This is a genomic window from Gilvimarinus sp. F26214L, assembly GCF_054401055.1.
In genome coordinates, this window is the sequence record NZ_JBTIYG010000013.1 from 64,412 (window position 1) to 90,930 (window position 26,519).

At 60.8% G+C, this 26,519-nt stretch carries 24 protein-coding genes; 19 read left to right on the forward strand and 5 right to left on the reverse strand.

Translation table 11 applies throughout. The annotated features are described in order from the left end of the window. The first annotated feature begins 1 nt into the window (after position 1). From gspD to ACURWW_RS14025, 16 genes are all read left to right on the forward strand, one after another. On the forward strand, positions 2-2,056 hold the full coding sequence (gene gspD / locus ACURWW_RS13950) for a type II secretion system secretin GspD (RefSeq protein ID WP_445617612.1): 2,055 nt from the start codon (positions 2-4) through the stop codon (positions 2,054-2,056). Further along, entirely contained in the window at positions 2,053-3,510 is a 1,458-nt protein-coding gene (gene gspE / locus ACURWW_RS13955) for a type II secretion system ATPase GspE (protein WP_445617613.1), read from the forward strand. Before gspD ends, gspE begins: the two co-directional genes overlap by 4 nt. A 48-nt stretch (positions 3,511-3,558) precedes the next feature. Beyond that, positions 3,559-4,782, forward strand: coding sequence for a type II secretion system inner membrane protein GspF (gene gspF / locus ACURWW_RS13960; RefSeq protein WP_445617614.1), 1,224 nt, complete (start codon positions 3,559-3,561; stop codon positions 4,780-4,782). Positions 4,783-4,806: 24 nt separating this feature from the next. After that, the gene (gene gspG, locus ACURWW_RS13965; RefSeq protein WP_445617615.1) at positions 4,807-5,280 is read left to right on the forward strand and encodes a type II secretion system major pseudopilin GspG; all 474 of its coding nucleotides are present in this window, start codon (positions 4,807-4,809) and stop codon (positions 5,278-5,280) included. Positions 5,281-5,309: 29 nt separating this feature from the next. Beyond that, the gene (gene gspH / locus ACURWW_RS13970; protein WP_445617616.1) at positions 5,310-5,882 is read left to right on the forward strand and encodes a type II secretion system minor pseudopilin GspH; all 573 of its coding nucleotides are present in this window, start codon (positions 5,310-5,312) and stop codon (positions 5,880-5,882) included. 5 nt (positions 5,883-5,887) lie between these two features. Then, positions 5,888-6,298, forward strand: a complete 411-nt coding sequence (gene gspI, locus ACURWW_RS13975; protein WP_445617617.1) for a type II secretion system minor pseudopilin GspI — start codon at positions 5,888-5,890, stop codon at positions 6,296-6,298. Continuing rightward, on the forward strand, positions 6,291-6,974 hold the full coding sequence (gene gspJ / locus ACURWW_RS13980) for a type II secretion system minor pseudopilin GspJ (protein ID WP_445617618.1): 684 nt from the start codon (positions 6,291-6,293) through the stop codon (positions 6,972-6,974). The genes gspI and gspJ overlap by 8 nt, the downstream gene beginning before the upstream one ends. After that, positions 6,940-8,022, forward strand: a complete 1,083-nt coding sequence (gene gspK / locus ACURWW_RS13985; protein ID WP_445617619.1) for a type II secretion system minor pseudopilin GspK — start codon at positions 6,940-6,942, stop codon at positions 8,020-8,022. The genes gspJ and gspK overlap by 35 nt, the downstream gene beginning before the upstream one ends. Positions 8,023-8,105: 83 nt before the next feature. Beyond that, the gene (gene gspL, locus ACURWW_RS13990; protein ID WP_445617620.1) at positions 8,106-9,368 is read left to right on the forward strand and encodes a type II secretion system protein GspL; all 1,263 of its coding nucleotides are present in this window, start codon (positions 8,106-8,108) and stop codon (positions 9,366-9,368) included. Continuing rightward, positions 9,365-9,844 carry a type II secretion system protein GspM gene (gspM, locus tag ACURWW_RS13995; RefSeq protein WP_445617621.1) on the forward strand — a complete coding sequence of 160 codons (480 nt, stop codon included), beginning with the start codon at positions 9,365-9,367 and terminating at the stop codon, positions 9,842-9,844. The genes gspL and gspM overlap by 4 nt, the downstream gene beginning before the upstream one ends. A gap of 4 nt (positions 9,845-9,848) precedes the next feature. Continuing rightward, entirely contained in the window at positions 9,849-10,604 is a 756-nt protein-coding gene (locus tag ACURWW_RS14000) for a type II secretion system protein N (protein ID WP_445617622.1), read from the forward strand. 161 nt (positions 10,605-10,765) lie between these two features. Further along, positions 10,766-11,470 (forward strand): tetratricopeptide repeat protein, encoded by a 705-nt coding sequence (locus ACURWW_RS14005; protein WP_445617623.1) that lies wholly within the window; start codon positions 10,766-10,768, stop codon positions 11,468-11,470. A 159-nt stretch (positions 11,471-11,629) separates the two neighbouring features. Beyond that, complete coding sequence (locus ACURWW_RS14010; RefSeq protein ID WP_445617624.1) at positions 11,630-13,285, forward strand: CocE/NonD family hydrolase; 1,656 nt, start codon at positions 11,630-11,632, stop codon at positions 13,283-13,285. Positions 13,286-13,402: 117 nt separating this feature from the next. After that, positions 13,403-14,449: an alpha/beta fold hydrolase gene (locus ACURWW_RS14015; protein ID WP_445617625.1), complete on the forward strand. Its 1,047-nt coding sequence runs from the start codon at positions 13,403-13,405 to the stop codon at positions 14,447-14,449. Positions 14,450-14,490: 41 nt separating this feature from the next. Next, on the forward strand, positions 14,491-15,732 hold the full coding sequence (locus ACURWW_RS14020; RefSeq protein ID WP_445617626.1) for an efflux RND transporter periplasmic adaptor subunit: 1,242 nt from the start codon (positions 14,491-14,493) through the stop codon (positions 15,730-15,732). Positions 15,733-15,812: 80 nt separating this feature from the next. Further along, positions 15,813-18,938: an efflux RND transporter permease subunit gene (locus tag ACURWW_RS14025; RefSeq protein WP_445617627.1), complete on the forward strand. Its 3,126-nt coding sequence runs from the start codon at positions 15,813-15,815 to the stop codon at positions 18,936-18,938. Positions 18,939-19,019: 81 nt separating this feature from the next. Here ACURWW_RS14025 and ACURWW_RS14030 read toward each other — a convergent pair whose 3' ends face one another. From ACURWW_RS14030 to yrfG, 5 genes are all read right to left on the reverse strand, one after another. Further along, on the reverse strand, positions 19,020-20,600 hold the full coding sequence (locus tag ACURWW_RS14030; RefSeq protein ID WP_445617628.1) for a phosphoenolpyruvate carboxykinase: 1,581 nt from the start codon (positions 20,598-20,600) through the stop codon (positions 19,020-19,022). 215 nt (positions 20,601-20,815) lie between these two features. Continuing rightward, positions 20,816-21,265: a DUF4124 domain-containing protein gene (locus ACURWW_RS14035; protein ID WP_445617629.1), complete on the reverse strand. Its 450-nt coding sequence runs from the start codon at positions 21,263-21,265 to the stop codon at positions 20,816-20,818. Beyond that, positions 21,262-22,890, reverse strand: a complete 1,629-nt coding sequence (locus ACURWW_RS14040; RefSeq protein WP_445617630.1) for a S1C family serine protease — start codon at positions 22,888-22,890, stop codon at positions 21,262-21,264. Before ACURWW_RS14040 ends, ACURWW_RS14035 begins: the two co-directional genes overlap by 4 nt. Positions 22,891-23,093: 203 nt before the next feature. After that, positions 23,094-23,480, reverse strand: a complete 387-nt coding sequence (locus tag ACURWW_RS14045) for an RNA-binding S4 domain-containing protein (RefSeq protein WP_445617631.1) — start codon at positions 23,478-23,480, stop codon at positions 23,094-23,096. Further along, positions 23,473-24,165 carry a GMP/IMP nucleotidase gene (gene yrfG / locus ACURWW_RS14050; RefSeq protein WP_445617645.1) on the reverse strand — a complete coding sequence of 231 codons (693 nt, stop codon included), beginning with the start codon at positions 24,163-24,165 and terminating at the stop codon, positions 23,473-23,475. The genes ACURWW_RS14045 and yrfG overlap by 8 nt, the downstream gene beginning before the upstream one ends. A 155-nt stretch (positions 24,166-24,320) precedes the next feature. Between yrfG and cysQ the strand changes: the two genes are divergently transcribed. The 3 genes from cysQ (at position 24,321) to djlA (ending at position 26,423) form a co-directional block, all read left to right on the forward strand. Next, positions 24,321-25,169, forward strand: a complete 849-nt coding sequence (cysQ, locus tag ACURWW_RS14055; RefSeq protein ID WP_445617632.1) for a 3'(2'),5'-bisphosphate nucleotidase CysQ — start codon at positions 24,321-24,323, stop codon at positions 25,167-25,169. Between the two features lie 200 nt (positions 25,170-25,369). Then, positions 25,370-25,522, forward strand: coding sequence for a hypothetical protein (locus ACURWW_RS14060; protein ID WP_445617633.1), 153 nt, complete (start codon positions 25,370-25,372; stop codon positions 25,520-25,522). Between the two features lie 121 nt (positions 25,523-25,643). Next, complete coding sequence (djlA, locus tag ACURWW_RS14065; protein ID WP_445617634.1) at positions 25,644-26,423, forward strand: co-chaperone DjlA; 780 nt, start codon at positions 25,644-25,646, stop codon at positions 26,421-26,423. The last annotated feature ends 96 nt before the right edge of the window (positions 26,424-26,519 follow it).

The following is a 26,519-nucleotide window of genomic DNA, read 5'->3' on the forward strand; positions in this document are numbered from 1 at the left end:
AATGACGTATTGGCAACGGTTACTGCTGCTGGCCGTATTATTTTCTGTATGCGGCTCCGCCTTGGGCCAGAACCAGACAAATCAGGACCCGGCTCAGCAATCCACTTGGACTCCCAACTTCAATAACACCGACATTCTCGAGGTCATCCGCGCGGTGCAGGATGCCACGGGCAAAACCATTGTGGTGGACCCGCGGGTCAAGGGCACCATCACTGTCATGACCGACAACCCGGTCGACCAGGATACCTACTACGAAATTTTCCTCCGCGCCCTGGACGTCAACGGCTTCACGGCCGTGGAGCGCAGCGACGGTGTGGTGACCATCGTGCCCACCAATCAGGTGCGCTCCGAATCTCTGCCCTTCGCCGGCGCTCAGACGGGCGTCAACAACTACGTTACCGAAGTCATTCCGCTGAACAACGTGGCGGCGGCTCAGGTTCTGCCGGCCATTCGCCCGCTGGTGTCCACGGGTAACGCGCAGATGACCGCCTATCCCCCCAGTAACGTGCTCATTCTGGTGGACACCGTCGCCAACGTGGAGCGCATCCGGCAGCTCGTGGAGCGTATTGACCAGGCGGCCACGCCGGAGACCGAGCTGGTTGGTCTTGAGTACGCCGAGGCCGAGGAGATGGTCCGCATGCTGCGCGAAATCGTGCGGGAGGACGCTGGCGCCGGTCAGGGCGGCGGAAGTACCCAGCTGCAGCTGGTGGCCGACAAGCGCACCAACTCCGTTCTGGTCACTGGTGAGCAGCGCCAACGCGAGCGCATTAAAGACCTGATTAGCCGCCTTGATCTACCGCAACCGCAGACCGGCAATGCCCGGGTCATCTACCTGGAATATGCCTCCGCCGCCAACGTGGCTGAGCGTTTGACCAATGTGGTTCAGAACATGGCCAAGCTCAACCCGGACCAGGCTGCGGACCAGACTGCGGAAGCCGCCATCGAGGCCGACGAGGACACCAATTCACTCATCATCACAGCGGATATCGACACGGTGAATTCGCTCCAGGGAATCATCGAGCGGCTGGACATCCAGCGGGCCCAGGTCCTGGTGGAAGCCATCATTGTGGAAATCAATGACGACATTGGCAAAAACCTGGGCATTCAGTGGCTGTTCCGCCACGAAGACGGCGGGTTTGCCGGAAGTTTCGACGCTGGAAACAATCCCCAGGCGATCGCGCAGATCGCCGAAAGCGCGCTGGAAACCGACGACGAAGACGCTTTGACGGGGCTGGCGGGAGCGCTGGCCGGAATGGCGGGCCAGACTTTCGGCGTCGGCCGGTTGACGGACGGCAACGATCTTCTGGCGCTGATCGACGTGCTGCAGGCCACCAGTGGTGCCAACATTCTCTCCACACCCAACCTGCTCACCACAGACAACACGCCGGCCCGGATTACCGTGGGCGAGAGCGTGCCGTTTGTCACGGGCTCATTTACCAGCACCGGCGACACCAGCAGCGTCCAGAACCCCTTCCAGACCATCAACCGTGAAAACGTGGGCACGACCCTGGAAGTCACGCCCCACGTGAACAAAGGCGACAAGGTGGCTCTGGACATACTGCAGGAGATATCCAGCATCTCCCAACGGGCCGGCGCCGTGGATTTGATTACCAACGAACGGCAGATCGAAACCCGGGTTACAGTGGCCGATGGAGAAACCGTGGTTTTGGGTGGTCTCATCAAGGATAACGTGATTCAGAGCGAAACCCGCGTACCCCTCTTGGGCAGTATTCCGATCCTGGGCCATCTCTTCCGTTCACAATCGACGTCAGTGCAGAAAACCAATCTGCTGGTCTTCATTCGCCCCACAATATTGCGTGATGACGACACCCTGCGCGGCGCCACTGCGGTCAAGTACAACTTCATACGGGACCGCCAGCTGGAGCAGCGCTCACTGAACCGGCTGTTGACGGGAGAAGAAGATTTGCCCCTGCTACCCGAGTGGGAGGAAGTTGTTCCCCCGCCTAAAGCGGACGAGGAGGACGAGCAGAACGAAGAACAAGCGGATGCGCCGGTCACCATCGACAACGTGAACGTGGAGGTATCCGCTCAGTGAGCGAAGCATTACGACTCCCCTACGGCTTTGCATCCGGCCACGGCGTTTTGCTGGAAGAAGGCCGCCTGCTGCATAAGCCGGGGTTGGCGCTGCCGGTCATCCTGGAGCTGCGCCGTTTTCTCGGCCAGCCCTTCGAGATGGCGCAGATTTCCGAGGCGGAATTCCAGAAGAAGCTGACCCAGCTCTACCAGAGCAGCGAAGGGGCCGCCCAACGCGCGGTGGACGAAATTGGCGCGGAATTCGATCTCAGCAGTCTGGCGGACGAGATCCCCCAGAACAGCGATCTGCTGTCCGGCGAGGACGACGCACCCGTCATCCGTCTGATCAATGCCATTCTTTCCCAGGCCGTGCGCGACAAGGCCTCGGACGTGCACCTGGAGCCCTTCGAGGATCGGGTCGCCGTCCGCTTCCGGGTGGATGGTGTTCTCACCGAGGTCCTGTCACCAAAGCCCGAGCTTGCCCCCGTGCTTGTGTCCCGCCTCAAGGTTATGGCGCGGCTGGACATTGCCGAAAAGCGCTTGCCTCAGGACGGCCGTATCACAGTGAAGCTGGCGGGCCACGCTGTGGACATCCGCGTGTCGACGATTCCCTCCGCCCATGGGGAGCGCGTCGTGTTGCGTCTGCTGGATCAGGCTGCCGGGCATCTCAGCCTGGACCAGCTGGCCATGCCGGAAGAGGTGCATGACCGGTTCAGGCGTGCGATGGGCAAGCCCCACGGCATCATCCTGGTTACCGGCCCCACCGGCTCGGGTAAGACCACGACACTCTATGCGGGCCTGAGCCATATCAATGACCGCAGTCGCAACATTCTGACCATCGAAGATCCGATTGAATACCTGTTGCCCGGGATCGGCCAGACCCAGGTGAACGCCAAGGTGGATATGACCTTCGCCCGTGGTCTGCGCGCCATCCTCCGTCAGGATCCTGACGTGGTGATGATTGGTGAGATCCGCGACAGTGAAACCGCCTCCATTGCCGTGCAGGCGAGTTTGACCGGCCACCTGGTGCTTTCCACCTTGCACACCAACACCGCCATTGGTGCCATCACCCGGTTGCAGGACATGGGGGTGGAGCCCTTCCTGCTTTCCTCCAGTATCGAGGTGGTGATGGCCCAGCGCCTGGTGCGGGTGCTGTGCGAAAACTGCAAACAGCCCTATTCCCCAACGCCGGCGGAGCAGGAACGGTTCCGGATTCCCGCCGATGCGCAGATCTACCGGCCGGGTGTCGGCTGCGCTCAATGCAACCACATTGGCTATCGGGGCCGAAGTGCGATATACGAGCTGATCGAGATCGACGACATACTGCGTCAGCTTATCCACGAATCCGCGGGTGAGCAGGCCATGCTGGCCCATGCCCGCAGCAAGAGCACCTCCATCGATCAGGACGGCCGGAACCGGGTGCTGGCCGGACAGACTAGTATTGAAGAAGTGCTGCGCGTAACCGCCACCGCTTGATCATCCTGAAGAATAAACCGTTACGAGACGACTGAAGCAGGCAAAGCAATGGCAGCATTCAGTTACCGCGCACTCAACCCCGCCGGCAAGACCATCAAGGGTGTCCTGGAAGGCGATTCCGAGCGACAGGTTCGGGCACAGCTGCGCGCGCAGAAGTTGAAGCCCCTGGCGGTTCGCAGCGTGGCCCAGAAGGAAGCGGAGGAAGCGGGCGCGAGGCGCGGCTTGCTGGGCGGTCGCCGCCTCAGCAGCAAGGATCTGTCGCTGATCACCCGGCAGCTTGCTTCACTGGTGCAATCGGGGTTGCCGCTGGACGAAACCCTGCAGGTGGCGGCGCGCCAGAGCAGAAAGGAAAGTATCAAGGGCCTGCTGCTGCAGGTTCGTTCGCGGGTTGTGGAAGGTCGCAGCCTCGCCCAGGCTCTGGGAGAGCACCCGAAGGCATTCGATCACATGTACCGGGCCATGGTGCGGGCCGGCGAGAGCGCAGGCTTTCTCGGGCAGATACTGGAGCGCCTGGCGGACTACACCGAGTCGAGTCAGGCCACCCGTCAGCGGCTGCAGATGGCCATGGTCTACCCCCTCGTGTTACTTGGGGTGAGTGTTACGGTCATCGGCATTCTGATGGCGTTTGTGGTTCCGGACCTGATTGCAATTTTTCAGAACTCCGATCGGGAATTGCCCATGCTCACCAAGATTCTGATCGCGGTGAGTGACTTTGTCAGCTCCTGGCGTGGTCTGGTAGCACTGCTGGCAGTGATCGGCGCGATTGCCGGGTTTCGCTTCTGGCTGCGGGACGAAAAAAATCGGATGCGCTGGCACCGCTTCCTGCTGCGGGTACCCGTGATCAACGACGTGCTGATCCAGGCGGACAGCGCCCGTTTCTCGGCAACACTGGCCATCCTCCTGTCCAGTGGTGTTCCGCTTCTGGAGGCATTGCGCATATCGGGGCAGGTTCTGGGCAATCTCGTGCTGCGCGCCAGCAGCATGGAAGTGGCCGCTGCGGTGCAGGAAGGCAGCAGCCTCAACCGCGCACTGGACCGGGCCAGGGTCTTCCCGCCTCTGCTGGTGCAGATGGTCGCCAGCGGGGAGGCCAACGGCACCTTGTCCGAACAGCTCAATCACGCGGCCCGCAACCAGGACCGGGAGCTGGAAATGATGTTGGGCACCACCCTGGGTCTGTTGGAACCCTTCACGGTGGTTTTCATGGGCGTGATCGTCACCATGATTGTCATGGCGATCCTGATGCCCATCTTTAATATCAACCAACTGGTCTAACGCGCTTTGTGCGCAGGAGAAATTATGCGTTTACGAAATTCCAAGTTACACCGCGGCGCAGGCGGTTTCAGTCTGATCGAGCTCCTGGTGGTGCTGGTGATTCTCGGACTGCTCATGGGGATCGTGGCTCCCCAGTTCATCGGCGAAGCGGACGTGGCCCGCACCCGCACCGTGTTCGCGGACTTTGACCGGATCAAGTCCGCCTTGCAGATCTACAAGCTCGACAACTACGTCTATCCCACCAGCGAGCAGGGACTGAAGGCATTGGTGGAAAAACCCACCATGGACCCGGTTCCACGCAAATGGAAATCGGGCGGCTACGTGGAACGTGTGCCCACCGATCCCTGGGGCAATGAGTATCTGTATCTGAGCCCGGGTGAACACGGCCAGGTGGATATCTTTACCTATGGTGCTGACGGTGTGCCCGGTGGCGAAGGACCCAACACGGACCTGGGTAACTGGCAGACTCTGGACGAAGTGCTGGCGAGCCAGGAGTAACCCGGCATTTGGAGCGGCACATCGGGCCTATGATCAACCAGCGGCAACCATCGCACGCCCGCGGCTTCAGCCTGATCGAGCTGCTGGTGGTGATTTTCATCATAGGTCTTCTGATCGGCACTGTGTCGCTGTCCGTCAATATCGGCGGAAGTCCGGAGGAGCAGATCGAAACAGAAAGCCAACGGCTGTTGGAGTACTCCCGTCTGGCGGAAGATCGCGCGGTGCTCACGGGTGAGCCCATCGGACTGGTGTTGATCGAGCCGGACCTGGAGCCAGGCTGGCGTTACCGGTGGCAGAGTTATCGGGGCGGTGTGTGGGTCGAAGCCGGCCCGCCACTGGAGGCGGCGCAGCTGCCGGAGAACCTGGAAGTCTCTCTGGAAGTGGAAGGAGAGCTCGTCAACTTTTCGCGCATTGAACAACGCGAGGATGACGACGAAGACGAGCCGCCGCTGCCGAGCATCGTGTTTTACCCGGGAGGTGAAGTCACTCCTTTCCAGTTGACCCTGTTCGACGCGGAAGCCGTGGAGGAACAGCGGGTCCTCACCAGCGAATTGCGCGGGCGAGTGGAAATTGTTGACGATGAAGACGAGGCAGCTCTGTGACCTGCATGGATCAACGCGCAAAGCGCCTTCGAGGCTTCACTCTGGTGGAGGTCATGGTCGCTCTTCTGGTGGTTGGTATCGCCTTGCCCGCGTTGCTGTCGCAGATCAGCACCCAGGCGGAAGGTACCGCAGATTTGCGGGACCGTTCGTTTGCCCAGTGGGTCGCCCAGAACCAATTGGAAATTCTGCGGCTCAACTATGAAATGAACGAGCAGTTGCTGGAGGGTGAAGCAAGCGGCGAATCGGAAATGGCTGGCCGTACCTGGTACTGGACCGCAACTTCAGAACCGACGGAAATGGAAGGCATGTGGCGCCAGACGGTTGATGTGGGCACGGAGCCGGACGAAGTGATCGTCTCTTTGCTGGCCTTCATCAAAGAGCATGAAGAGAACCCGGAAGAGAACTCCCGTGAGTAGGCGCCGCGATTACGGTTTCACGCTGATCGAGATGCTCATCGCCGTGGCCATTTCGGCCCTGATCGCCGCGCTCGCCTACGGATTCCTGAGCAGCGCAATGGTTGCCAAGGAGCGCAGCGACGAGGCGCTCACTGCGGTGAACAATCTCGAAACTGTTTTCCAGCTGCTGGCGACGGACCTCCTGCACGTGGTGGACCGGGACCTGCCCAGCACCGAGGCCGGGTTGGGCAGCACCGAGTCGGCACCAGCGTTCATGGGCGGGGATTCCTCGAGTCGCGGAGCCAATTACCTGCTGGGCGACTATGTGCTGCGCTTCGTGCGCGATGGCTGGGCCAACCCCCTGGACCAGCGCCGCAGCGACCTGCAGCGCGTCGGCTACCGCTGGTTCGATGGAGAGCTCTGGCGGGATTTCTGGCGCGAGCGCAACCAGCCCCTGGATACGGAGCCGGCGGGAACCCGGTTGCTGGTGGAAGACATTGAAGAATTGCGGATTCGTTTCCTGCCCCGGGGGCAGGGCGAGGTAGTATCCGGAAACTGGCAGGACGTGTGGCCGCCGGCCAGCAATACCCCGGACATGAGTGTTGAAGGCGGGTCCCTTCCGGTTGCAGTGGAAGTGACCTTGACTCTGGAGGAAGTGGGCGATGTACAGCGCATCTTCTCGCTCCCCGGCACATAGATACCGGGCGCGCGCACTCGGTCACAGCCGAGCAAATCTCCGGGGCGGACACCGGTCGCGCAACCGGGGCGCGGTGCTCGTGCTGGCTCTGTTGATCGTTGCGGTGGTGACGGTGCTGGCGGTGCAGTTCGCCCATACTTTCACCCTGAACTATTCCCGGGTGGAGTACCGCTCCTACGGTGCTCAGGCCCGCTACTACTTGCTGGGGGCGGAAGCATTGGCCGGCGTGGTGCTGGAGCAGGACGCCGCGGAAACCGAAACCGATAATCTGACCGAGATCTGGGCCCAGGCCATACCGCCCTTCCCGACGGACCACGGTTTGCTCGAAGCTCGTCTGGAGGACGCCCACGGGCGCTTCAACCTGAACAGCCTCGAGCGCAAGGCGAACGCAGAGGATACTCCGGGCAATCCCGCCGAGCGCTTTACGCCGGCGCAGCGGCGGTTCATTCGCCTGTTGCAGACCTTTGAGGATTATCCCCTGAATCCTGACGAGGCCATCGAGATCACCGAGGCAGTGGTGGACTGGATCGACGAGGACGATGAACCTTTCGGGTTCGGTGGTGCGGAGTCGTTACATTACAGTCGGGAAGAGCCGCCCTACGAGCCTGCGAACCAACCGTTCAACAGCGTGAGCGAGCTGCGGCTGGTGCGGCATGTGACCCCGGAGTTGTACCGGTTGCTGGAGCCCCTGCTGGTGGCGCTTCCGGCGGATGCGACCCTGAATCTGAATACCGCGTTGCCGCCCCTGCTGCGCACCATCAACGACGTGGACGACCTGAGTCCGCTGGATGAACGGGCGCTGGCGGACTTGCTCGAAGACCGCCAGCTCACCCAGTATGAAACGGTCAGCGATTTTTTCAGCAGTCCGGTACTGCAGAACGTGGCACCGAACGCGGACAGTGCCAATGCCGGCTATGGTGTGACGAGCAACTACTTCATTCTGCACGCCAAAGCGTCCGTGGGTGAGCAGGTGCGTTTCATGACCAGCTATCTGGAGCGGGACGGAACTCAAACCAGCACTCTGCAGCGGCGTTTTACCAGCTATTGAGCCGGCGGATGCCTGGCAGGCGTACTGATAAAAACCGACCACGGGGCGGGATTCCATTCGCAACAACAATATCGAGGCAGTGAGTGGCCACAACCAGTTACAAACCATTGGCCGTTGAGGCGCTGATCAAGCAAATCCACCGGGACGAGGACGGAGTCGCCGTTTATCGATGGCGGCCCTGTACGCGCACCGGAGAGTGGCTCGGCCCCGCGCGCGAGGGGGATGGTGATGCGCTGCGCGAAGCACTTCCCGGCAGCAACCTCGAAGTCTGTCTGCTGCTCTCCGGGACGGAAGTGGTCACCCAGCGGGTTCCTTTCAGCAGCAAGGAGCGCCGCCACCTGGCGCGACTTGTTCCTTACGAACTGGAGGACGACCTCACCACCGAGTTGGACGAACTCCACTTCGCCATCGGCAAGCCGGGTGATGGGGTGGTTCCCACGGCTTACGTGAATCGCGAATGGCTCGTGGAGCAGATTCAGGACCTGGAGGCCCTTGGCTTCGAGGTCAGTCACTGCATCCCTGAACCATTGCTGTTGCCCCGCCCTGAGGCGGGCTGGACCCTGCGCCTGGATGACGAGCTGCAAGCCCACTACGGGCCCGGTCTCGGCTTTGCCGTGGAGGCATCCATGACAGGTCCGGCCCTTGCCTCCCTGGCGGACAGCGATATGCCGCAACAGCTCCTCCTGATGGCCGACCGACAGGAAGAGTTGGACCAGCTCTACGAGAGCCTCCCCGCCCCGGTGCATGAGCACCTGACCGAACTGGAAATCGAACTGCAGCTTTCCGAGCGCTGGGACAGTCTCGCTCTGGATCGTTACGACTCCCTCGATCTGCGCCAGGGCGAACTGGCCCGGCAGCTTCCGATCAGAAAATGGTGGCGCGAATGGCGCACGGTGGCCGTGGTGGCCGGCATCGCCCTGTTCGCCTATGTAGGGGTCAACATTGCCCGAATGCAGGTGAACAACAACGCGACTGCGGAGCTGCGCGAGGAAATCAACGCTGCCTTTCGCGAGGTAGTTCCCCAGGGGGTGATCGCCAATCCCGAGCAACAACTGAGATCCAAGATTGCAGAATTTCAGGGCGAGTCGAGTGGCCGTAGCGTCGTTGAAATGCTTGCGGCCATCGGACCGTTGATCGCCGAAAACGACGAAGTGATCGTCCGCCGCCTCACCTACAACGACCAGCGGGACGAAATGCAGGTGACCCTTGAAGCCGAGTCCAACAGCGACATTCTGGATCTGAGCAACGCCATTAACGCCGCAGGGCTGCGGGCCACTCCACAAAACATGAGTCGTGCGGGCGATCGTCAGCAGGCGAACATGACAATCACGAGGGCCGCGCAATGATGAACTGGTTTTATCAACAGACTCGCCGGGATCAGATTGCCATCGCCATCTGCGCCGTCGTGCTGGCCATCTACGTGCTCTGGATGTTCGCCCTGCGTCCCTTGAGCCGCGCTGCCGAGAATGCAGAAACCCGACACGAAGCCACCGCAGCCTCACTGGCGCGCGTGAAAACCCTGGCCGCCACCCTGCAACACCACCAGCGCACCGCGTCGGAGCAGCCTCGCCAGCAACAGGTGAGCATGGCCAACCTTGTGGATCGCTCCACCAGCAGCATCGGCCTGCGCGCGACCTCAATGGACCCAAGCGCCGACGGTCAGAGTGCCGCTGTGCGTTTCGACGACGCGGATCTGGCCAAGGTTCTCCAGTGGCTCCACGATCTGGAAACCAATCAGCAGGTGCAGGTGGAATACCTGTCCCTGATCGCTGCAAACCAGCCGGGTCAGGTAATGGCAACGGTGCGACTGAACAAAGGTTGATGTCATGAAGAAGAAATTGAAAGGGCTCGCCTGGATTCTGCTGCCGCTGCTGGTCTGGCTCGCCCTGGTGGTCCGCAATACCCCGGCCCAATGGGGTATCTGGCTGGCGGGACTACCCCTCCAGATGGACGGCGTGACCGGCACCGTCTGGAACGGCCAGGTGGCCAACGTAGTGCTGCCCTACGGGGGAGAGGCCTATTCCCTTGGTCGGCTGGACTGGACGCTGAACCCCTGGTCTCTCCTCACACTTTCTCCCTGTGCCCGTTTCAACACCGAGCTCAATGGCCAGACTGCGTCCGGCACGGCCTGCGCGGGCCTGGGTAACCGCCTGATATTGAAAGATACCGAAGTCAGTGTTCCCGCCGCCATCGCCGAGATCTGGGCCCCCGTGCGCGTGCGCGGGCGAGTGGATGCGCAGATCGTTCACATGACTCTGGCAGAAGATCAGGTTCGCAGCCTTCGTGGCAGCGGCAGCTGGAGCGGCGCCAGCTACCACAACAGCCAGAGTTGGGTGAATCTGGGAACCATCGCCTTCGACCTCACAGAAGACGGAGAGGGCGGCGTCGGGGCCCAGGTCTTCGACATCGAGGGGCCGCTGGAACTGGATCTGAATTCACGCTTCACGCTCGCTGGCGCCTATGCCATCCGCGGCAACATCGGTCTCCGTCAAGATGCGCCGCCGGAGCTGGGCCAGTTGCTTCGCATCGTCGCCAATCAGACCCGTCCCGGGCAGTTCAGTGTGGAGTGGGTCGGCAGTTGATTGGGAACTGCATTTGATTGGCGATCTGCAATGGCGGCATAAACCTGACACGGGCCCCTCCCGGCGAGACAATCGCCGCCACCACGTCAGGCAGACGGAACAGCAGCTTGCCGCCGATGCCAAAGCTGCCGTTACGTTCGGCGCATCGCAAGGAGGAGCACGTGCGCAACCCTGCCACCCAGTCCATTATCCGCGGCCCCTGGCCTGTATCCGTCCGCCTGCTGGTGGTGACGCTTGCCTTGACGGTCGCCGGGTGTGGCTTGACACCAACGCGGAACAACACGCCCCAGAACGCGGCGGGGCAAGTACCTCAAGGTCTGGATGTCTCCGCTCCGGATCAAAACCCCTACCTATCCAGTCGCGCCACTGCGCCCCGGCAGGCGCGGGAGCTATTTGAAGCATCCATCAGCGCCATGGACGAACAGCGCTGGTCGGAGGCGGAAAATCTGCTCGTGCGGATTACCGAATCGTACCCGGAGCTTTCAGGCCCCCATCTGAACCTGGGCATTGTCTATCACCGCACCAAAAGGTCAGAACTGGCGGAGCAAGCCTTTGCCCGGGCCATCGAGGTCAATCGTTTCAACCTGGATGCCTACAATTGGCTTGCTCTGCTGAAGCGTCAAGCGGGCGATTTTGCCGCCGCGGAAGAGCAGTACCTGAACGCGCTGGAGGTTTGGGCCAAACATGCGCCGACCCATCGCAATATCGGAATTCTCTATGATCTGTACCTGGGGCAGATGCAGAAAGCGCTTCAGCACTTCAAGATCTATCAGTTCCTCCAGGGAGACGATGGACCGGACCGGCAGGTGAACGGTTGGATCGACGACCTCAACCGCCGCATCGAACAGCAGGCCGGGCTTCCCTGATAAAACCCGATCTCCCAAGGGCTGCCAGAGCCCATTCGGGCTTACATCTCTTAACCAACCAGTCGTTCATTCCTCCCACGCTTTCCTTAGAATCGGTGCAGGACGGCGCCCGCGAATAATAATGCAGGGCCCGATAACAACGAGCAGGGAGACCCGACCATGAAAATCCCCCGTTTTGCACTCTGGCAGGCGAGCCTTCTGGCCCTCCTGCTTCTCAATGCGTCCACCGCCTGGTCCCAGAAGGCCAAACCCCAGCCCAGTCCCGCCGTGGAGGAATTCGCCACCATGCGCGACGGCGTCAAGCTTGCGGCGGATGTGTACAAGCCTGCAGGCGAGGGGCCGTGGCCCGTGGTTCTGATGCGCACGCCCTACCTTAAGCAGAATATGGCCCGTGGCGGCAGCCATCAGCGCTACACGGACAACGGTTACGTTTACGTCGTCCAGGACGTGCGCGGCACGGGTAAATCGGAAGGGGATTACATTCCCTTCTACAACGACCGTGAAGATGGCTATGACACCGTCGAATGGGCAGCCAAACAGCCTTGGAGCAACGGCAAGGTGGGCATGACCGGCGCCTCGGCCATGGGCATCGCCACCAACCTTGCAGCAACAGCCAATCCCCCGAGTCTGGAAGCGGCCTATGTGATCGTGGCGCCCCACCTGCGCTTCGATGAGGCCTCCTTCATGGGCGGCGTGTTCAAACAGGCCGACACAGGGGACTGGATGCGGCGCCAGGGCGCCGGCGATCAGGTACCGCCCCTCAAGCGTCGGGTTGTCTGGGATGAGGAGTGGCAGCTGCGGGACACAGCTCCCAACCTGAGCAAAATCACCATCCCCATGTTCAATGTGGGCGGCTGGTACGACATCTTCGCCTACGGCAGTGTGCGCAACTTCATGTACCTGCAGCAGTTCGGTCGCCCGGGGGCCAAGGGCAAACAGAAACTGGTGATGGGGCCTTTTGGCCACGGCAATCTCTCCGGTGACCTCGCCTACCCCGATGTGGACAGCCTGGGCGCCACGGGCAAGAGCGACGACGAAATTCGCTGGTTCGATTACTGGTTGAAAGGCCAGGACAACGGCGTCATGGAAGAGCCGCCCGTGCGCTACTTCAACATGGCCAGCGCCCGCAAGGGCGAATTGAGTGAAGGGAACGGTTGGCGAACCGCCGAGAGCTGGCCGCCGCCCCACCGTCCCACCCGCTTCTACCTGCAACCGGGTGAAAAACTGGCGCCGGCCGGGCCTGCGGCCAAGGCCAGGCCGATTCACTACAAATTCGACCCGGAGAACCCGGTCCCCACGGTGGGTGGCGCGAATCTGACTTTTGAGCGCGGACCGATGGACCAGCGGGCAATCGGCAAACGGGGCGATTACCTTCGTTTCGAGACTGGCACACTCACCGAGCCCGTCACTATTGCCGGTCCGGTCAAAGTGGAGTTGTGGGCGGCCACCGATGGCCCGGACACGGATTTCGTGGCGAAACTGGTGGATGTCTACCCCGACGGCTACGAGGCCATTGTCCTGGACGCACCCATTCGCACCCGATATCGAAACGGTCGCTACCCGGAAGCGGTGGAGATGATGACCCCGGGGGAGCCCGTGGAGCTGGAAATCGATCTGTGGCACACGGCCATCACCTTTGAGCCGGGCCACAAAATCGCACTGCACATCACTTCCAGCAGCGCCCCCCGTTTCGAGGTCAATGACAACAGCGGCACTGCGCCCGGCGAAGCCCCCAAGCCGCGGGTAGCCACCAACACCATATTGCTGGATGCCGAACATCCATCGGCAGTGGTCCTGCCGGTGTTGATAGACTAGCGGGCTGTTGAAAAACTCTCTTCGACCCGCCAGGCCGAACAGGGAAGTTCGGCTCGCGAATCACGCGCATAAGACCAGCGCCCCGCCGATCATCAATACAACCTCCCGAGGATACACATGAAGCTTTTCCCAATCTCCACCAGCCGCCTGCTGCGCTTCTGCCTGCTGGCAGCTCTCGTGGTATCGAGTCACTCGTTCAGCGAAGAGCCGACCCTGCGCTACATAGAAACCAACGGAATCAAGATGCGCATTGCCGAAGCGGGCTCCGGGCCGTTGGTCATTCTGGTGCACGGCTGGCCGGAGTCCTGGTACTCCTGGCGTCACCAACTCTCGGCGCTGGCGGAAGCGGGCTACCACGCGGTCGCGCCGGATATGCGCGGCTACGGCAAAACCGACAAGCCCCGAGCCGTGGAAGACTACGATATCAAACAGGTGACAGCCGATGTGGCGGGTATTGTGGACGCGCTGGGCGAGGAGTCGGCAGTGCTTATTGGCCACGACTGGGGCTCCATCGTGACCTGGAACTCCATGCTCCTCTATCCCGAGAAGTACACCGGCCTGGTGGCCATGAGTGTCCCCTACGGTGGCCGGTCCCCCGTTTCTCCCGTGGACGGACTGCGGCGCGCCTTCGGCGATAACTTCTACTACATCCTCTACTTCCAGGAATGGAACGTCGCCGAGCGCGAGTTCGATGCGGATCCCCGGGGCATCCTCAGCCGACTCTATCTTTCGCCGGATTCTCCCCGCGAGGCGCCGGAGGTGACGGACCCTAAGCGGAGTGCCGGCGGCTGGATTCCGCGACTGGGAGCAGCCAAAGAGCTTCCTGACTGGTTGAGCGAGGCGGATCTGGATTACTACGTGCAGGAATTCTCCGAGGCGGGCTTTCGCGGCGGCATCAATTATTACCGGAATTTCCACCGAAACTGGGAAATCACCGAGGATCTGGCGGGCGTGAAAATCGAAGCCCCGGTCGCCTTTATTGCCGGTGAACAGGATGTGGTGATCGGTGGCCGCAGTGCCGAACAGCTTACCGCCACCATGCAGGCTGTCGCCCCGGACTTTCGTGGTGTCACTCTGTTCCCCGACACCGGCCACTGGGTCCAGCAGGAGCGCCCGGAAGACACCAACGCGGCCATTCTGAAGTTCCTTGATTCCTTGAAATAAAGCCGCACCATAAAGCACTCCAATCACGAGGACTGTCCAGGGTGAGCGACAACCAATCCACATCCACCGCGCGGCGAAAACTGCCGCTGACTCTGCTGGTGCTGCTGGCAGGGGGGCTGGCCGTTGCAGCTCTGCTGACGCTGAGACCCGCGCCACGTACGGTTGAGCCCACGGAGCCGCCACCCCCGCAAGTCGCCGTTGTCTACGCCGAACCCGATGCCCAGGCGCTCAGTGTGGACTCCCAGGGCACGGTGGAGCCTCGGCGGGAAATCGACCTGATCCTTCAGGTTGCCGGCACGGTCCAGTGGGTCAACGAGCACTTTGTGGAAGGCGGGTTTTTCGAGGAAGGTGAAACCCTGCTGGAGGTGGATCCCCGGGATTACGAACTGGCTCTGATTCGCGCCGAAGCCCGGGTCGCTGAAGCCGAACAACTGCTGGCTACGGAACGGGGCCGGGCGCGACAGGCGGAGCGGGAATGGCGCGACCTGGGTAACGAGGAAGCCAACGCCCTGTTTTTGCGCAAACCTCAGCTCGCCGCTGCCGAGGCGCAGGTCGCTGCCGCCAAAGCGGACCGCGACCAGGCCAGGCTCGACCTGGAGCGAACGCGGGTGCGGGCCCCCTTCTCCGGTCGCGTTCGCCAGGCTGGAGTGGACCGTGGACAATACGTGAGCCCCGGCACCCCTGCGGGACGCATCTACGATATTTCCGTTGCACAAATCCGCCTGCCACTTTCCGATCGCCAGGCCGCGCTTGTGGATCTTCCGCTCGGTTTCCGTGGCGATGCGGACAATCCTGGGCCCGCGGTGCTGATCTCCGGCACCATTGCCGGGGAGCGATACACCTGGCAGGGGCGCATTGCCCGCACCGATGCCAGCATCGACCTGAACAGTCGCTTCTACTATGCCGTGGCGGAAGTGGACAACCCCTTTGCGCCTCGCCCGGGAGCCACCCGAACACCCCTCCCCGTGGGCCTGTTCGTCAATGCGCGCATCAGCGGGCGGGAACTGCAGGACGTGGTAACGGTGCCGCGGCGCGCGCTGTTCAAGAACGACAAGGTCTACACCCTCGACAGCGAAAACCGCGTGCAACTCCAAACCGTCCACGTTCTGCAAAGCGATCCGGACCAGGCCTGGATCAAGGGCGATCTGGTTAGCGGAGAAGCCATCGTGGTGGGTGGTCAGAGCTTCCTCATTCCGGGCATGGTCGTAGCGCCACAGCCGGCCGCGGAGTTCGCTGGCCGCCCTGGGCCCTTGCAAACGACTCTCGCACTTCCCTCCCGATGAGGACTCTTGTGAACGGCGCCACCAGGTAACCGCGCCGTGCCCCTGGCCCTGATGGCTACTGAATTCGAACAGGTGTTGTCGTGAACAGAATCGTTCAATGGTTTGTGGAAAACCCGATCGCCGCCAACCTGTGCATGGTGGTGATCTTTATCGGCGGCATCGCCTCTCTGTTCGCCATCGACAAAGAGGCCTTTCCCACCGCGGCCACGGGCATCATCGAAATCTCCGCACCGTACCCCGGTGCCGGCCCCAAGGAAGTTGAAGAGCAGATCATCATCCGCATCGAGGAAGCGGTCGGCGATCTGGATGGCATCGAGGAAATTTCCTCCATGGCCCGGCAGGGTTCCGGCACCGTGCGCATCGAAGCGGTGCAGGGCTACGACATACAGAAACTTCTGAATGACGTGGAGACCCGTGTCGACGCCATCGACACCTTCCCCGAAGACGCCGAACAGCTCCAGGTGCGTGAACAGCAGTGGCGCACCATGATCATGGACCTTGCGGTCTACGGCCAGGTGGATGAATCGGCGCTCAAGCAGACGGCGCAGGTCCTGCGCGACGAGCTGGCGGCGCTTCCCAACATTTCCATTGCCGATCTGGCCGCCGTGCGCGATGACGAAGTGGCCATTGAAGTCTCCGAGGAAAACCTGCGCCGCTATAATCTGAGCTTCGATCAGGTGGTCAGCGCCATTCGCGGTGCGTCCATCAACCTTCCGGCCGGCACCATCAAGTCCACCAGCGGAGACATTCAGCTCCAGACCCGCGGCCAGGCCTACTTTGAGGAAGACTTTGAGAACATCGTCGTCGTGAGCAATCCCGACGGCGGCAAGCTTTACCTCGGGGACATTGCCGAGATCAAGGACGGCTTTGTAGAGACCGATTTTGTCGCACTGCTCAATGGTATTCCGGCCGTTTACGTTCGCTTGTACCTTACGGAAGATCCAAACGTTCTGAAAGCGCGGGATCAGGTCTACCAATACCTTGAGGAGATCAAGGGAACTCTGCCCGCGGGAATCGGTGTGGAGCTGTGGCGGGACAACACGCTGATGTTCCAGGACCGGATGAACCTGCTGATGGAAAATTCCCTCAGCGGGCTGCTGCTGGTGTTCGTGGTTCTGGTGCTGTTCCTGCGCCCGGTGCTGGCGGTCTGGGTGTGTGTGGGAATCTCCATTGCCTTCATGGGCTGCCTGTGGCTGCTTCCGTATCTGGGGGTCAGCCTCAACATGATCTCCCTATTCGGCTTCCTTCTGGTGCTGGGCATCGTTGTGGACGATGCCATCATCGTGGGCGAGAGTATCTACTCGCGCTACGAACATGGGCTGCGGTCCACCAGCGCGGCGGCCAGCGGCACACGCATGGTCAGCAAGCCCGTACTTTTTGCCGTGATCAGCACCATGGTCTTTTTTGCGCCGATGTTGTTTGTGCCCGGCCAAATGGGAACCATGTCGGCACCCATCGGCATCATCGTCATACTCTGCCTGGCATTCTCACTGTTTGAATCGTTGCTGATTCTTCCCTCGCACCTCTCCCATCTCAAACCGGAGCGCAAAAGCCGTTTCGCTCCGATCAACCACCTCAGCGAGCTGCGCGGGAAAATCTCCGCCGGCCTGCAGCGCGTGGTGGACGGTTACTACCAACCGTTCCTGTCACGCGCTCTGCGCAACAGCGGCCTCACGCTGGCATGCTTCACGGTGGCGTTCTTCCTTTCCCTGGCGGTATTTGTGGGTGGCTGGTTGCGGGTCAGTTTTGCTCCCATCATTCAGGCCGACCAGATCGACGCGCAGGTGACGCTGGGCGAAGGCGTGCCCTTCAGCGAGACCAGGGCCGTGACCGATCGCATGACGGCCGCCACTGAACAGCTCCGCGAAGATCCGGAACTGCTCAGGATCAACGGCTCCGAAGACTTTATCGACAACGTTCAAACCTGGGCCTACGGCAACAATATCCGCTTCGTGCTCGCCTTGAAGTCCCCCGAAGAGCGGGACGTGCCCACGCAGCTCGTGGCGCGAAAGTGGCGGCAGCTCATTGGCGAAGTGCCGGAGGCGGAAGAGCTGCGCATCAACTTCACCATCAATACACGCAGCGCAGACATTCGCTTGCAGTTGAGCGTGCGCTCCGATCGCACGGAAGATCAGGAAGCGGCTGTGGCGGCAGTGAAGCAGGCCCTGGCTCGCTACCCCGGTACCATCGATATCAAGGACGACCTGCAGTCGCCCCGGGACGAGATCCAACTCTCGCTCAAGAAGAATGCCGAGGTGCTCGGCCTGAGTCTGAACGACATCGCCCGGCAGATTCGCTTGGGCTTTTATGGCGCGGAGGTGCAACGCATCCCGCGGGCAAAGGAAGATGTGAAGGTCATGCTCCGCTATCCGGAAGAAGAGCGGCGCAACATCGACCATCTGAACGAAGTGCGTATTCGCACCCCGGACGGCCGCGAAGTGCCGCTGCACGCGGTGGCCGATATCGAGTACGTGCCGGGCTATTCCACGATCCGTCGCCTGGATCGCAAGCGCACGATCGTAATCACGGCGGACCTGCAACCAGGCTTTAACGCCAACGAGATTGTCCGCGACCTGTTCGACGCCAACCTGGCAAACTGGCAGCAGCGCTTCCCCGGTTTCACTCTCGCTGTGTCCGGGGATCTGCAGGATCAGAACGAATTCCTCGACTCCATGGCGAAGAATTTTATGTTCTCGCTGGTGATAATCTATGGCCTCATGGCAGTGGCCTTCCGTTCCTACTGGCAGCCGTTTATCGTGCTGACCGCGATTCCATTTGGCTTCATGGGTTCGGTGATCGGACACCTGATCATGGGGCGGGAAGTAAGCATGCTCTCGATGCTGGGCTTCGTGGCCTGCGCAGGAGTCGTGGTCAACGATAACCTGGTGCTGCTGGATCGAATCAGTTCACTGCGTGCCCAGGGTATGGAGGTTTTTCAGGCCGTAATGCAGGCGGGGCGAGATCGCTTCCGGGCCATCATTCTTACGTCCGTAACGACTTTCATTGGGCTTACGCCCATTCTGTTCGAGCAGAGCATGCAGGCGGCGTTCCTGATTCCAATGGTGATCTCGCTGGCCTTCGGGGTGTTGTTTGCAACAACGGTGACGCTGGTCCTGGTGCCGTGTCTTTTCCTGGTGGGCGAGCAGATCACCGAGCGCTGGAATCTGAGAAAGCTCGCGGCGCTTGCGGGAAGCGACGCCGACTAGCACGCTGTCGAACCACTGCCCAACGAAAAAAGCCCGCAGCTTGTTGAGCCGCGGGCTTTCGAACGACAGGTTAAGGGACAATCAGTCGACCACTGGCCCCGCTTTTGCCACCTCCTCGCTCACCTGGAATTTCTTGATGTTCTCGGCAAACAAGGCGGCCAATTTTCTGGCCTGCTCGTCGTAGGCGGCGGTATCACTCCACGCCTTGCGCGGATTCAGATACTTTTCATCCACCCCGGGTACGGAACGGGGTATCGCCAGATTCATGGTCTCCAATTGTTCCAGATCGGCGTTTTCCAGAGCTCCGCTCTGAATCGCCGCAATCACAGCACGTGTAACCGGGATCGGGAAACGGGCGCCGGTGCCATTGGCTCCGCCGGAGCCACCGGTCCAGCCGGTATTGACCAGGTAAACCCTTGCCCCGAAATCCTCGACCCGCTTCATCAGCAAGTCCGCATATTCACGGGCCGGTCGCGGCATGAAAGGCGCACCGAAACAGGTGGAGAACGTGGGATGAATGCCCGCCTCCGCGCCCAGCTCCGTAGAGCCTACCCGCGCCGTATAACCGGACAGAAAGTGATAGGCAGCGGCTTCTTTGCTCAGAACGGCCACCGGTGGTAACACTCCGGACACGTCACAGGTGAGGAAGACAATATTCTTCGGCTCGCCCGCCCGGTTCTCCTCCACACGCATCTCCACATGAGTCAGCGGATAGGAGCAGCGGCCGTTCTCGGTGAGTGAAGTATCGCTGTAATCGGGCACGCGCGTTTCAAGGTCGTGGACCACATTCTCCACGATTGCGCCGAAGCGGATCGCGTCCCAGATGACCGGCTCATTCTTCTGGCTCAGATCGATGGTTTTGGCGTAGCAGCCGCCTTCCATATTGAAGACCGCCCCTTTCGCCCAGCCGTGTTCGTCGTCGCCGATCAGGTAGCGCTCCGGGTCGGCGGACAGGGTGGTTTTCCCGGTACCAGACAGGCCGAAGAACAGACAAGTGTCCCCTTCCTTGCCGACGTTGGCGGAGCAATGCATGGGCATCACATCTTTCTCGGGCAGCAGGAAGTTCTGCACCGAGAACATGGATTTTTTCAACTCGCCCGCGTAGCGCATCCCGGCGAGCAGAACTTTGCGCTGAGCGAAGTTGATAATCACCGCGCCGTCGGAATTGGTACCGTGCTCTTGCGGATCACAGACAAAATTCGCGGCGTGCAGTACCTTCCACTCGCCCTTTCCCTTCGGATTGTACTTATCGGTCCTGATAAACATGTTGTTGGCGAACAAAGCGTGCCAGGCCGTTTCAGTGGTTACTTTAACGGGTATGTAGTGGTCCGGATCCTGGGCAACGTGCAGGGTGGAGACAAAGCGATCCACCTGGCAAATGTGGGATTCCACCGCTTCCCAGAGTGCGTTGAACTTGTCCTCGGGGAAGGGTCGATTGACGCCGCCCCAGTCGATGCTGTCGGCTGTGGAAGGTTCCTGGACGATGAAGCGGTCCGCGGGAGAGCGGCCCGTGCGGTTGCCGGTGGCGGCAACCAGAGCCCCGGTGTGGGAGAGGTAGCCTTCGCGGCGTTGCAGCGCGAGCTCAATCAACTCCGCAGGGCACAGGTTGGTGTAGCAAATCGCTTCACCTTCGTCGAGATCGGTAAACGCGGATTCTGTCATCGTGCAGTCCTATCGGTGTGGCGCAGGGGCGACGCGCAGCCCCACCCCTTGAAAAAAGTGGCGGCCATTATGGCAAAAATAAACTGGGGAGGCGACCGATTGCGTGACCGCAACAGCGCAGACAGTACGCGCGTAGAAAATGTCGCTGTGCCGGGTCCGGCGGGTCAGAAAGGGCAAGCGGAAATCGGAAGTGCGAGGGCCAAACCAGCGGGGCGTTACTGACAGTGCCGCTCAATAGCGGCTGTCAGCTGTTCAACGGCTTGCTGCCGTTCGCTTTTGGAGGCGTTATGGCCGTTGCCATCCTCGTCCACCCAATAAAACCGTTCATTCTCGAGAATGTGCAGTTCCCTGCGCGCTTCATCGCAACGGCGCCGCTGCTCCGCCCGCGCGGCGAGGCGCTCGGCCTCCCGTTGCTCACGGAACTGTTTTTCCTCAGGTGTCTCCGGGGCGAAAAGGGCCTTCAACTTCTCCCGCTCGGCTCCACTCTCATCGATATTGGTGGGCTTGCTCCGCTCCGTGATGTTTTCCGCCTGGCGGTCCCGGGGCGGTTTGTCGCTGAAGTGAACTCTGCCGTTCTCGTCGGTCCAGCGGTAAACCTCGGCAGCGCCGCTGAGCGACGCCATGACGAGAGTTACGCAGGTGACGAGAACGGCAGGTTTTTTCATCGCTTGCTGACGGTCAATCCTTCGTTGTTCTTGTTGGGCTCAGTTTGCTCCGCCGCTTCCACCGGCTCGGTGGTCTTCGGCGTGTGCTTCACCGGCTGAACCTTGGGTTCCACTTCACTGGGTGGTAGGTCCGTGGGTTCCTCGTCGAACAGGGCCACTGAGTAGGGCCGCGGGATCTGGTACATGGCCATGATCTGCTCTTCCGAGGCCCGGGCGGCGGCGTTGTCGATCACCATCTGGTAGCCGTCTTCATCGCGCAGGATTACATGAGTCCCGTTCGCGTTGTGGACCAGCTGAGTGAAGTGGTCGAAGTCGCGCACGGCGATGCCGTTGACGGAATGCACCATCCAGTTCTTCCAGTCATGGTAACCGAGGTTCACGTCGGCCGCCAACACCTTCAAAGCCACTACGATTTCCTTCTTGTCCTGGGAGGCCCACCGGTTGCGGGCGTGCAGGAATTCGGTGGGGGCACGTGAACGCCAATCGCCGCCCCAGCGCTTGATCAGGTTCATGTTCAGGGGCACAAAAACCACACCGCCGTAAATATAGTACTCGGGCAGCTGGTCGAACTGCTCCCGGCGCACGAGGCTGTAATTGTCGAAGCGCTCGGCGGCGGTCAGCTGCAAGGCCTGCTTCTCACCATCGCGTGAGATCAGCAACTCCATGGTATCGCCCACATGGTGCTGGTCGATCGCATACTTGTAGTCGGTGCGCATGTCACGGCGCACTTCAATGGAGCCGTCCGCCGCCACAGGGAAACCGTCAAGCTTCAGGAGCACGTCGTTCTCGCGCAGTACACCGTCGGCTGCCGTGCCCTTGAAGATCTTTGTGATCAATACACCGCCCTCGGCCGGTTCCACGTTGAAGGCTTTTTTCATGGCCGGGCTTTCCAGTTTCTGAGCACGGAAGCCAAGGTCCGGAATGCCGTGGTGAACGCCGTCTTCCGCATCCTTCAATACGTGCTTGATCACACTCGGGGGTACAAAGTAGCCCTGGTTCTCTGCACGGCCATTGAGATTGGCTTGCATGACGACGCCAACGATCTTGCGGTTCACGATCACCGGCCCGCCGCTGTTGCCGGGATTGATGGCTGCGTCGATCTGACCGGCCAGTAGGAAGCTGCCACTATGAGCATAGAACTGGTGCTCCGCGCGGGACAGGATGCCCTTGGTGATGCTCAGGGAGTTACCACCACCGGGAAAACCGTAGACGGACACTTCCTGCATGGGCTCCGGCAGATCTCCCACCGCCAGGGGCTCCAGGTCGTCGAAAAACTCAGGGGAGTCCACTTCCAGAATGGCCAGATCCGCTTCATGAGAGACAAAGATAACGCGGGCCAGATATTTGCGCGGGTCCCCGTGCTTCTGGGCCTGGATGTAGCGGGCGTCTGCCACTACGTGAGCGTTGGTGAGAATGCGGTTGTTCGCAATGACTGCACCGGAGCCGCTGCTCTGCTTGGCATTCAGCAAGCGCCACGGTGTGAAGTAATCCGGCGCGGCAGCGGTTGTATGAATCTTCACTACTGCGTTTTGCAGACGTTGTATTTCTTCCGGCTTGGCGGAGGCGAATGGCGCACTGACCACCATGACGGCAAAAACAACGAAGCTGGCGAAACGATATCTCATAAATCTGAGTCTCTTTTTTCTGCTGAGCATGAGCCTCGGCCGCGCTCATTTGGCGTGACCGTGATTCGGCAATCTGCCCAGGGGGTTCTCAATATCCGGTATGACGTGCGGTGCTGATGCCGGAGCCCGTCAGGCACCGCTGTGAAGCCTCCTGCCTCGCGCCCGCGGTTGGTGTTATTGAGGGCTTCTCTGGAGTTTAGACTTCAATCCAGATCTTGCTGGCGAAAGCGATGAATCTGGCGCCGTTGTTTTTTTGTGGGGCGTTTTGGCGGCAAACTTTCTATTTTGCTGAGGATTGAGCGCTCCGCCGCACGGGTTTCCCGCCGGGCAATACTCTCGTCGGTTTCGCGATACAAAAGCTGAGCTTGCGGCGCCCCGCGGCGCTGATCGGACAGGTCGAGGACTTCCACTTCCCGGTCGTCCCACCCGCAACGGACGGTCAGCATCGTACCCGGCGTGATCTCACGGCTGGCCTTGAGCCGCTGGCCCTGGCTTTTAACGTGCCCGCTTTCAATCGCCTGCTTGGCCAGGCTGCGCGTCTTGAAAAATCGCGCCGCCCACAGCCATTTGTCGATACGTACTTTATCCATTCCGGTTCAGGTTGAGGTCAGATCCGTCGTCAACGGGCGGGAAGATCTCGTCGAAGTGATTGATCGCGGGAAACTCCGTAACCGCCTCCCGCACGGTTTGACTGTCCGGCTGGTTTACACACAGCAGGTGCCGAATGCCGAAGGTCTGAGCCGAGCGGAGGATGCGCGTAGTGTCGTCAATAAACAGCGTGCGCTCCGGGTCGAAGTGTTCATAGACTTGTAATCGAGGCCAAAATTCCTGCTCTTCCTTGGGATACTGAAACTGATGGGAGGAGATCACCATGTCGAGCCAGCGGTCGATGCGGGTTATCTCCAGTTTGAGGTCCAGGCTTTGCGGGTGTGCATTAGTGATGAGGACAAGCTTTTTGTTGAGCCGCTGCAGCCGCTGCAGAAATTCGCCCACAAAGGGGCGGATTCCGATTTTGTCCTTAACCTCCTCCTTGAGCGCCCGGATGTCCATATTGAGCGACTCGGACCAGTGAGTGAGGCAGTACCACTTCAGCGTGCCCTCGTGGGCCTTGATATGCGCGGCAAGCTTGCCTCTGGCCTCTTCCAGGGCCACACCGTGGGCTTGCGCGTAGCGAGCCGGCAGGTGGGTGAGCCAGAAATAGTTGTCAAAATGGAGGTCGAGGAGCGTTCCGTCCATATCCAGGAGAACGGTGTCGATGTCGTGCCAGGGAATCATGGGCGTCAGTCTACTGTATACTTGCTTGCGGCGCGGACGCGTCAGTATGCCCCTTCCCCTGTGAAGATCAAAGCCATCAAGGGCTTTCGGCATCTCTTCGACCCCGGTCGGCCCCATCCGACCTTCCCCTGCAATCGAACCACCCGGAGTCCTGTATGAGCCCTGCACCACTGCCCGCCGACATTCTGGAAACCCTGACCTACCACGTGGTCCAGCTCTGCACGGAAGCGGGTGAGGCCATTCTGGAGGTATACAACCGCAGTCAGGGCTTTGACGTGGACACCAAAGCGGATGATTCGCCGGTTACTGAAGCAGACCTGGCGGGTCACGCCATTCTGGCTCAGGGGCTGCCGGAGCTTCTGGCGGACACCCCGGTCCTGTCGGAGGAGTCGGCCCTGCCCCGCTATGAAGAGCGCCGCAAATGGCATCGCTACTGGCTGGTGGACCCTCTTGATGGCACCAAGGAGTTTGTGAGTGGCAACGGCGAGTTCACCGTGAATGTGGCTCTGATAGAGCAAGGCGTTCCGGTTCTGGGAGTGGTTCATGTGCCGGTTCTCCAGACAACCTATACCGGCACCCGGGGAATGGGCGCAGTCAAGCATGAAAAAGGCCTCGCCCACGCCATCCACGTACGCAGCATCGCCGCCCGCCAGACCGCCCGACAGCCCATCGAGCTGGTGGCGAGCCGGCGCCACGGCGCCGAAGCGGTGGATGAACTCCTCGGCAGGGTTAGCGAGGCGCTGGGCCCCGTGGAGACCAAGAACATGGGCAGCTCGCTGAAACTTTGCCTGGTGGCGGAAGGGGAGGCCGACCTCTACCCCCGGCTGGCGCCCACGTCCGAGTGGGATACGGCGGCAGCTCAGGCGGTGGTGGAAGCCGCTGGTGGCGTGGTGGTTGACCCGAATTTCGAGGTGCTGCGTTACAACACCAAGGAAGACATCCTAAACCCGCACTTCTACGTCATTGGTGATCAGAGTTACGATTGGCGTCGACTGCTAAGTTGATCAATGTTCGCTCAATCAAGACCGGCGCAAGTGTGAAAAAAGGTTAACTGCTGGCGCACCCTACATTTTCTTCCTAGGCTGATTTAGATACCCCACTTATTTGGCCGGTCACAGTTTGCCGGCTAGCCAGGAAAAGGTTGACCGGTCTGATGAGACGATCCAGAGGTCGGCGCAGCGGAAACTCGAGCGAAACCGCGCGCATGAAAGTTCAATTACAAGAAGAGATAACCAAGCTCGAACGCCAATTGCTGGAACTGCACTTGCGGGATGATCCGGCCGAAATGTCCCGGGTCATCAGCTGCCGGGAGATGATCCACGCCCGCCGGGAGATGCTGCGGCGCCTGCCACGGTAGCCGCTTCGGGAATGTGGCCGCGGGCCGGCTGGACCTGCGAATCCCGATGCGTTCCCGCTCTGTTTTTTATCTGCTCTTTGCGTTAACGTCCCTCGCCTCTTTATCGGACAGTAGGTGAATCGTGATCATTGGCAAAGTGGTCGGGGCCCTGTTGGGCTATCAAATCGGCGGGTGGTGGCTGGCCATTGTTGGACTGATTGTCGGGCACATCTTCGACCGGGGTTATGCAATGGCCCGGCGCGGTGTCGGCCCGGAACAACTCCATCATATTCAGCAGGTGTTTTTTCGCTCCGTGTTCACTCTGCTGGGGCATCTTGCAAAAGCGGACGGCCGCATCTCCGAGGCGGAGGTAAAGCAGACCGAGCATTTCATGGCGCAGATGGGCCTCACGGCGGAGCACCGACGCGAGGCGATCCGCCTGTTCAAGGAGGGGGCAGAGCCGGGCTTTGACGCCCAGGCGCAAATGCTGGAGTTTCGCCAGGTCTGCGGGCGCCACCACAATCTTGTGCAACTGCTCCTGGTTTACCTGGTGAATGTCGCCCTGGCCGACGGGCGCGTGGATGACAACGAAGAGCGGGTACTGCGGCAGGTTGCAGAAGCGCTGGGAATTTCCCGGCTCGCCTTCGAGCAGTTGCTGCGCATGATCCGGGCGCAAAACGCCTTCGGCGAGGGGCAGGCGGCGCCTGCCGACAGTCTCAAGCTGGCCTACGAGGCGCTGGGAATCGACGAAAATGCCAGCGACGCCCAGGTCAAACGCGCCTACCGCAAGCTTATGAGCGAATACCACCCGGACAAGCTGATGGGCCAGGGTGTGCCTGATGACATGGTGCAAGCTGCGACTGAGCGCTCCCAGGAAATCCAGAAGGCCTATGACACCATCAAGAAAGCCCGGGGCAAATAACGCAGTTGTGGATCACGGGGTACGCCCTGTGTTGGGTTACGCTACGCTAACCCAACCTGCAAACCACGATGGCCGACCGCACCCGTAGGTTGGGTT

What these genes read in the sequence shown, in the direction of transcription:
- gspD (WP_445617612.1), top strand. Translation starts at nt 2, where the DNA reads ATGACGTATTGGCAACGGTTACTGCTGCTGGCCGTATTATTTTCTGTA.
- gspF (WP_445617614.1), top strand. Translation starts at nt 3,559, where the DNA reads ATGGCAGCATTCAGTTACCGCGCACTCAACCCCGCCGGCAAGACCATC.
- gspG (WP_445617615.1), top strand. Translation starts at nt 4,807, where the DNA reads ATGCGTTTACGAAATTCCAAGTTACACCGCGGCGCAGGCGGTTTCAGT.
- gspH (WP_445617616.1), top strand. Translation starts at nt 5,310, where the DNA reads ATGATCAACCAGCGGCAACCATCGCACGCCCGCGGCTTCAGCCTGATC.
- gspI (WP_445617617.1), top strand. Translation starts at nt 5,888, where the DNA reads ATGGATCAACGCGCAAAGCGCCTTCGAGGCTTCACTCTGGTGGAGGTC.
- gspK (WP_445617619.1), top strand. Translation starts at nt 6,940, where the DNA reads ATGTACAGCGCATCTTCTCGCTCCCCGGCACATAGATACCGGGCGCGC.
- gspM (WP_445617621.1), top strand. Translation starts at nt 9,365, where the DNA reads ATGATGAACTGGTTTTATCAACAGACTCGCCGGGATCAGATTGCCATC.
- ACURWW_RS14000 (WP_445617622.1), top strand. Translation starts at nt 9,849, where the DNA reads ATGAAGAAGAAATTGAAAGGGCTCGCCTGGATTCTGCTGCCGCTGCTG.
- ACURWW_RS14010 (WP_445617624.1), top strand. Translation starts at nt 11,630, where the DNA reads ATGAAAATCCCCCGTTTTGCACTCTGGCAGGCGAGCCTTCTGGCCCTC.
- ACURWW_RS14015 (WP_445617625.1), top strand. Translation starts at nt 13,403, where the DNA reads ATGAAGCTTTTCCCAATCTCCACCAGCCGCCTGCTGCGCTTCTGCCTG.
- ACURWW_RS14030 (WP_445617628.1), bottom strand. Translation starts at nt 20,600, where the DNA reads ATGACAGAATCCGCGTTTACCGATCTCGACGAAGGTGAAGCGATTTGC.
- ACURWW_RS14035 (WP_445617629.1), bottom strand. Translation starts at nt 21,265, where the DNA reads ATGAAAAAACCTGCCGTTCTCGTCACCTGCGTAACTCTCGTCATGGCG.
- ACURWW_RS14040 (WP_445617630.1), bottom strand. Translation starts at nt 22,890, where the DNA reads ATGAGATATCGTTTCGCCAGCTTCGTTGTTTTTGCCGTCATGGTGGTC.
- ACURWW_RS14045 (WP_445617631.1), bottom strand. Translation starts at nt 23,480, where the DNA reads ATGGATAAAGTACGTATCGACAAATGGCTGTGGGCGGCGCGATTTTTC.
- yrfG (WP_445617645.1), bottom strand. Translation starts at nt 24,165, where the DNA reads ATGATTCCCTGGCACGACATCGACACCGTTCTCCTGGATATGGACGGA.
- cysQ (WP_445617632.1), top strand. Translation starts at nt 24,321, where the DNA reads ATGAGCCCTGCACCACTGCCCGCCGACATTCTGGAAACCCTGACCTAC.
- ACURWW_RS14060 (WP_445617633.1), top strand. Translation starts at nt 25,370, where the DNA reads ATGAAAGTTCAATTACAAGAAGAGATAACCAAGCTCGAACGCCAATTG.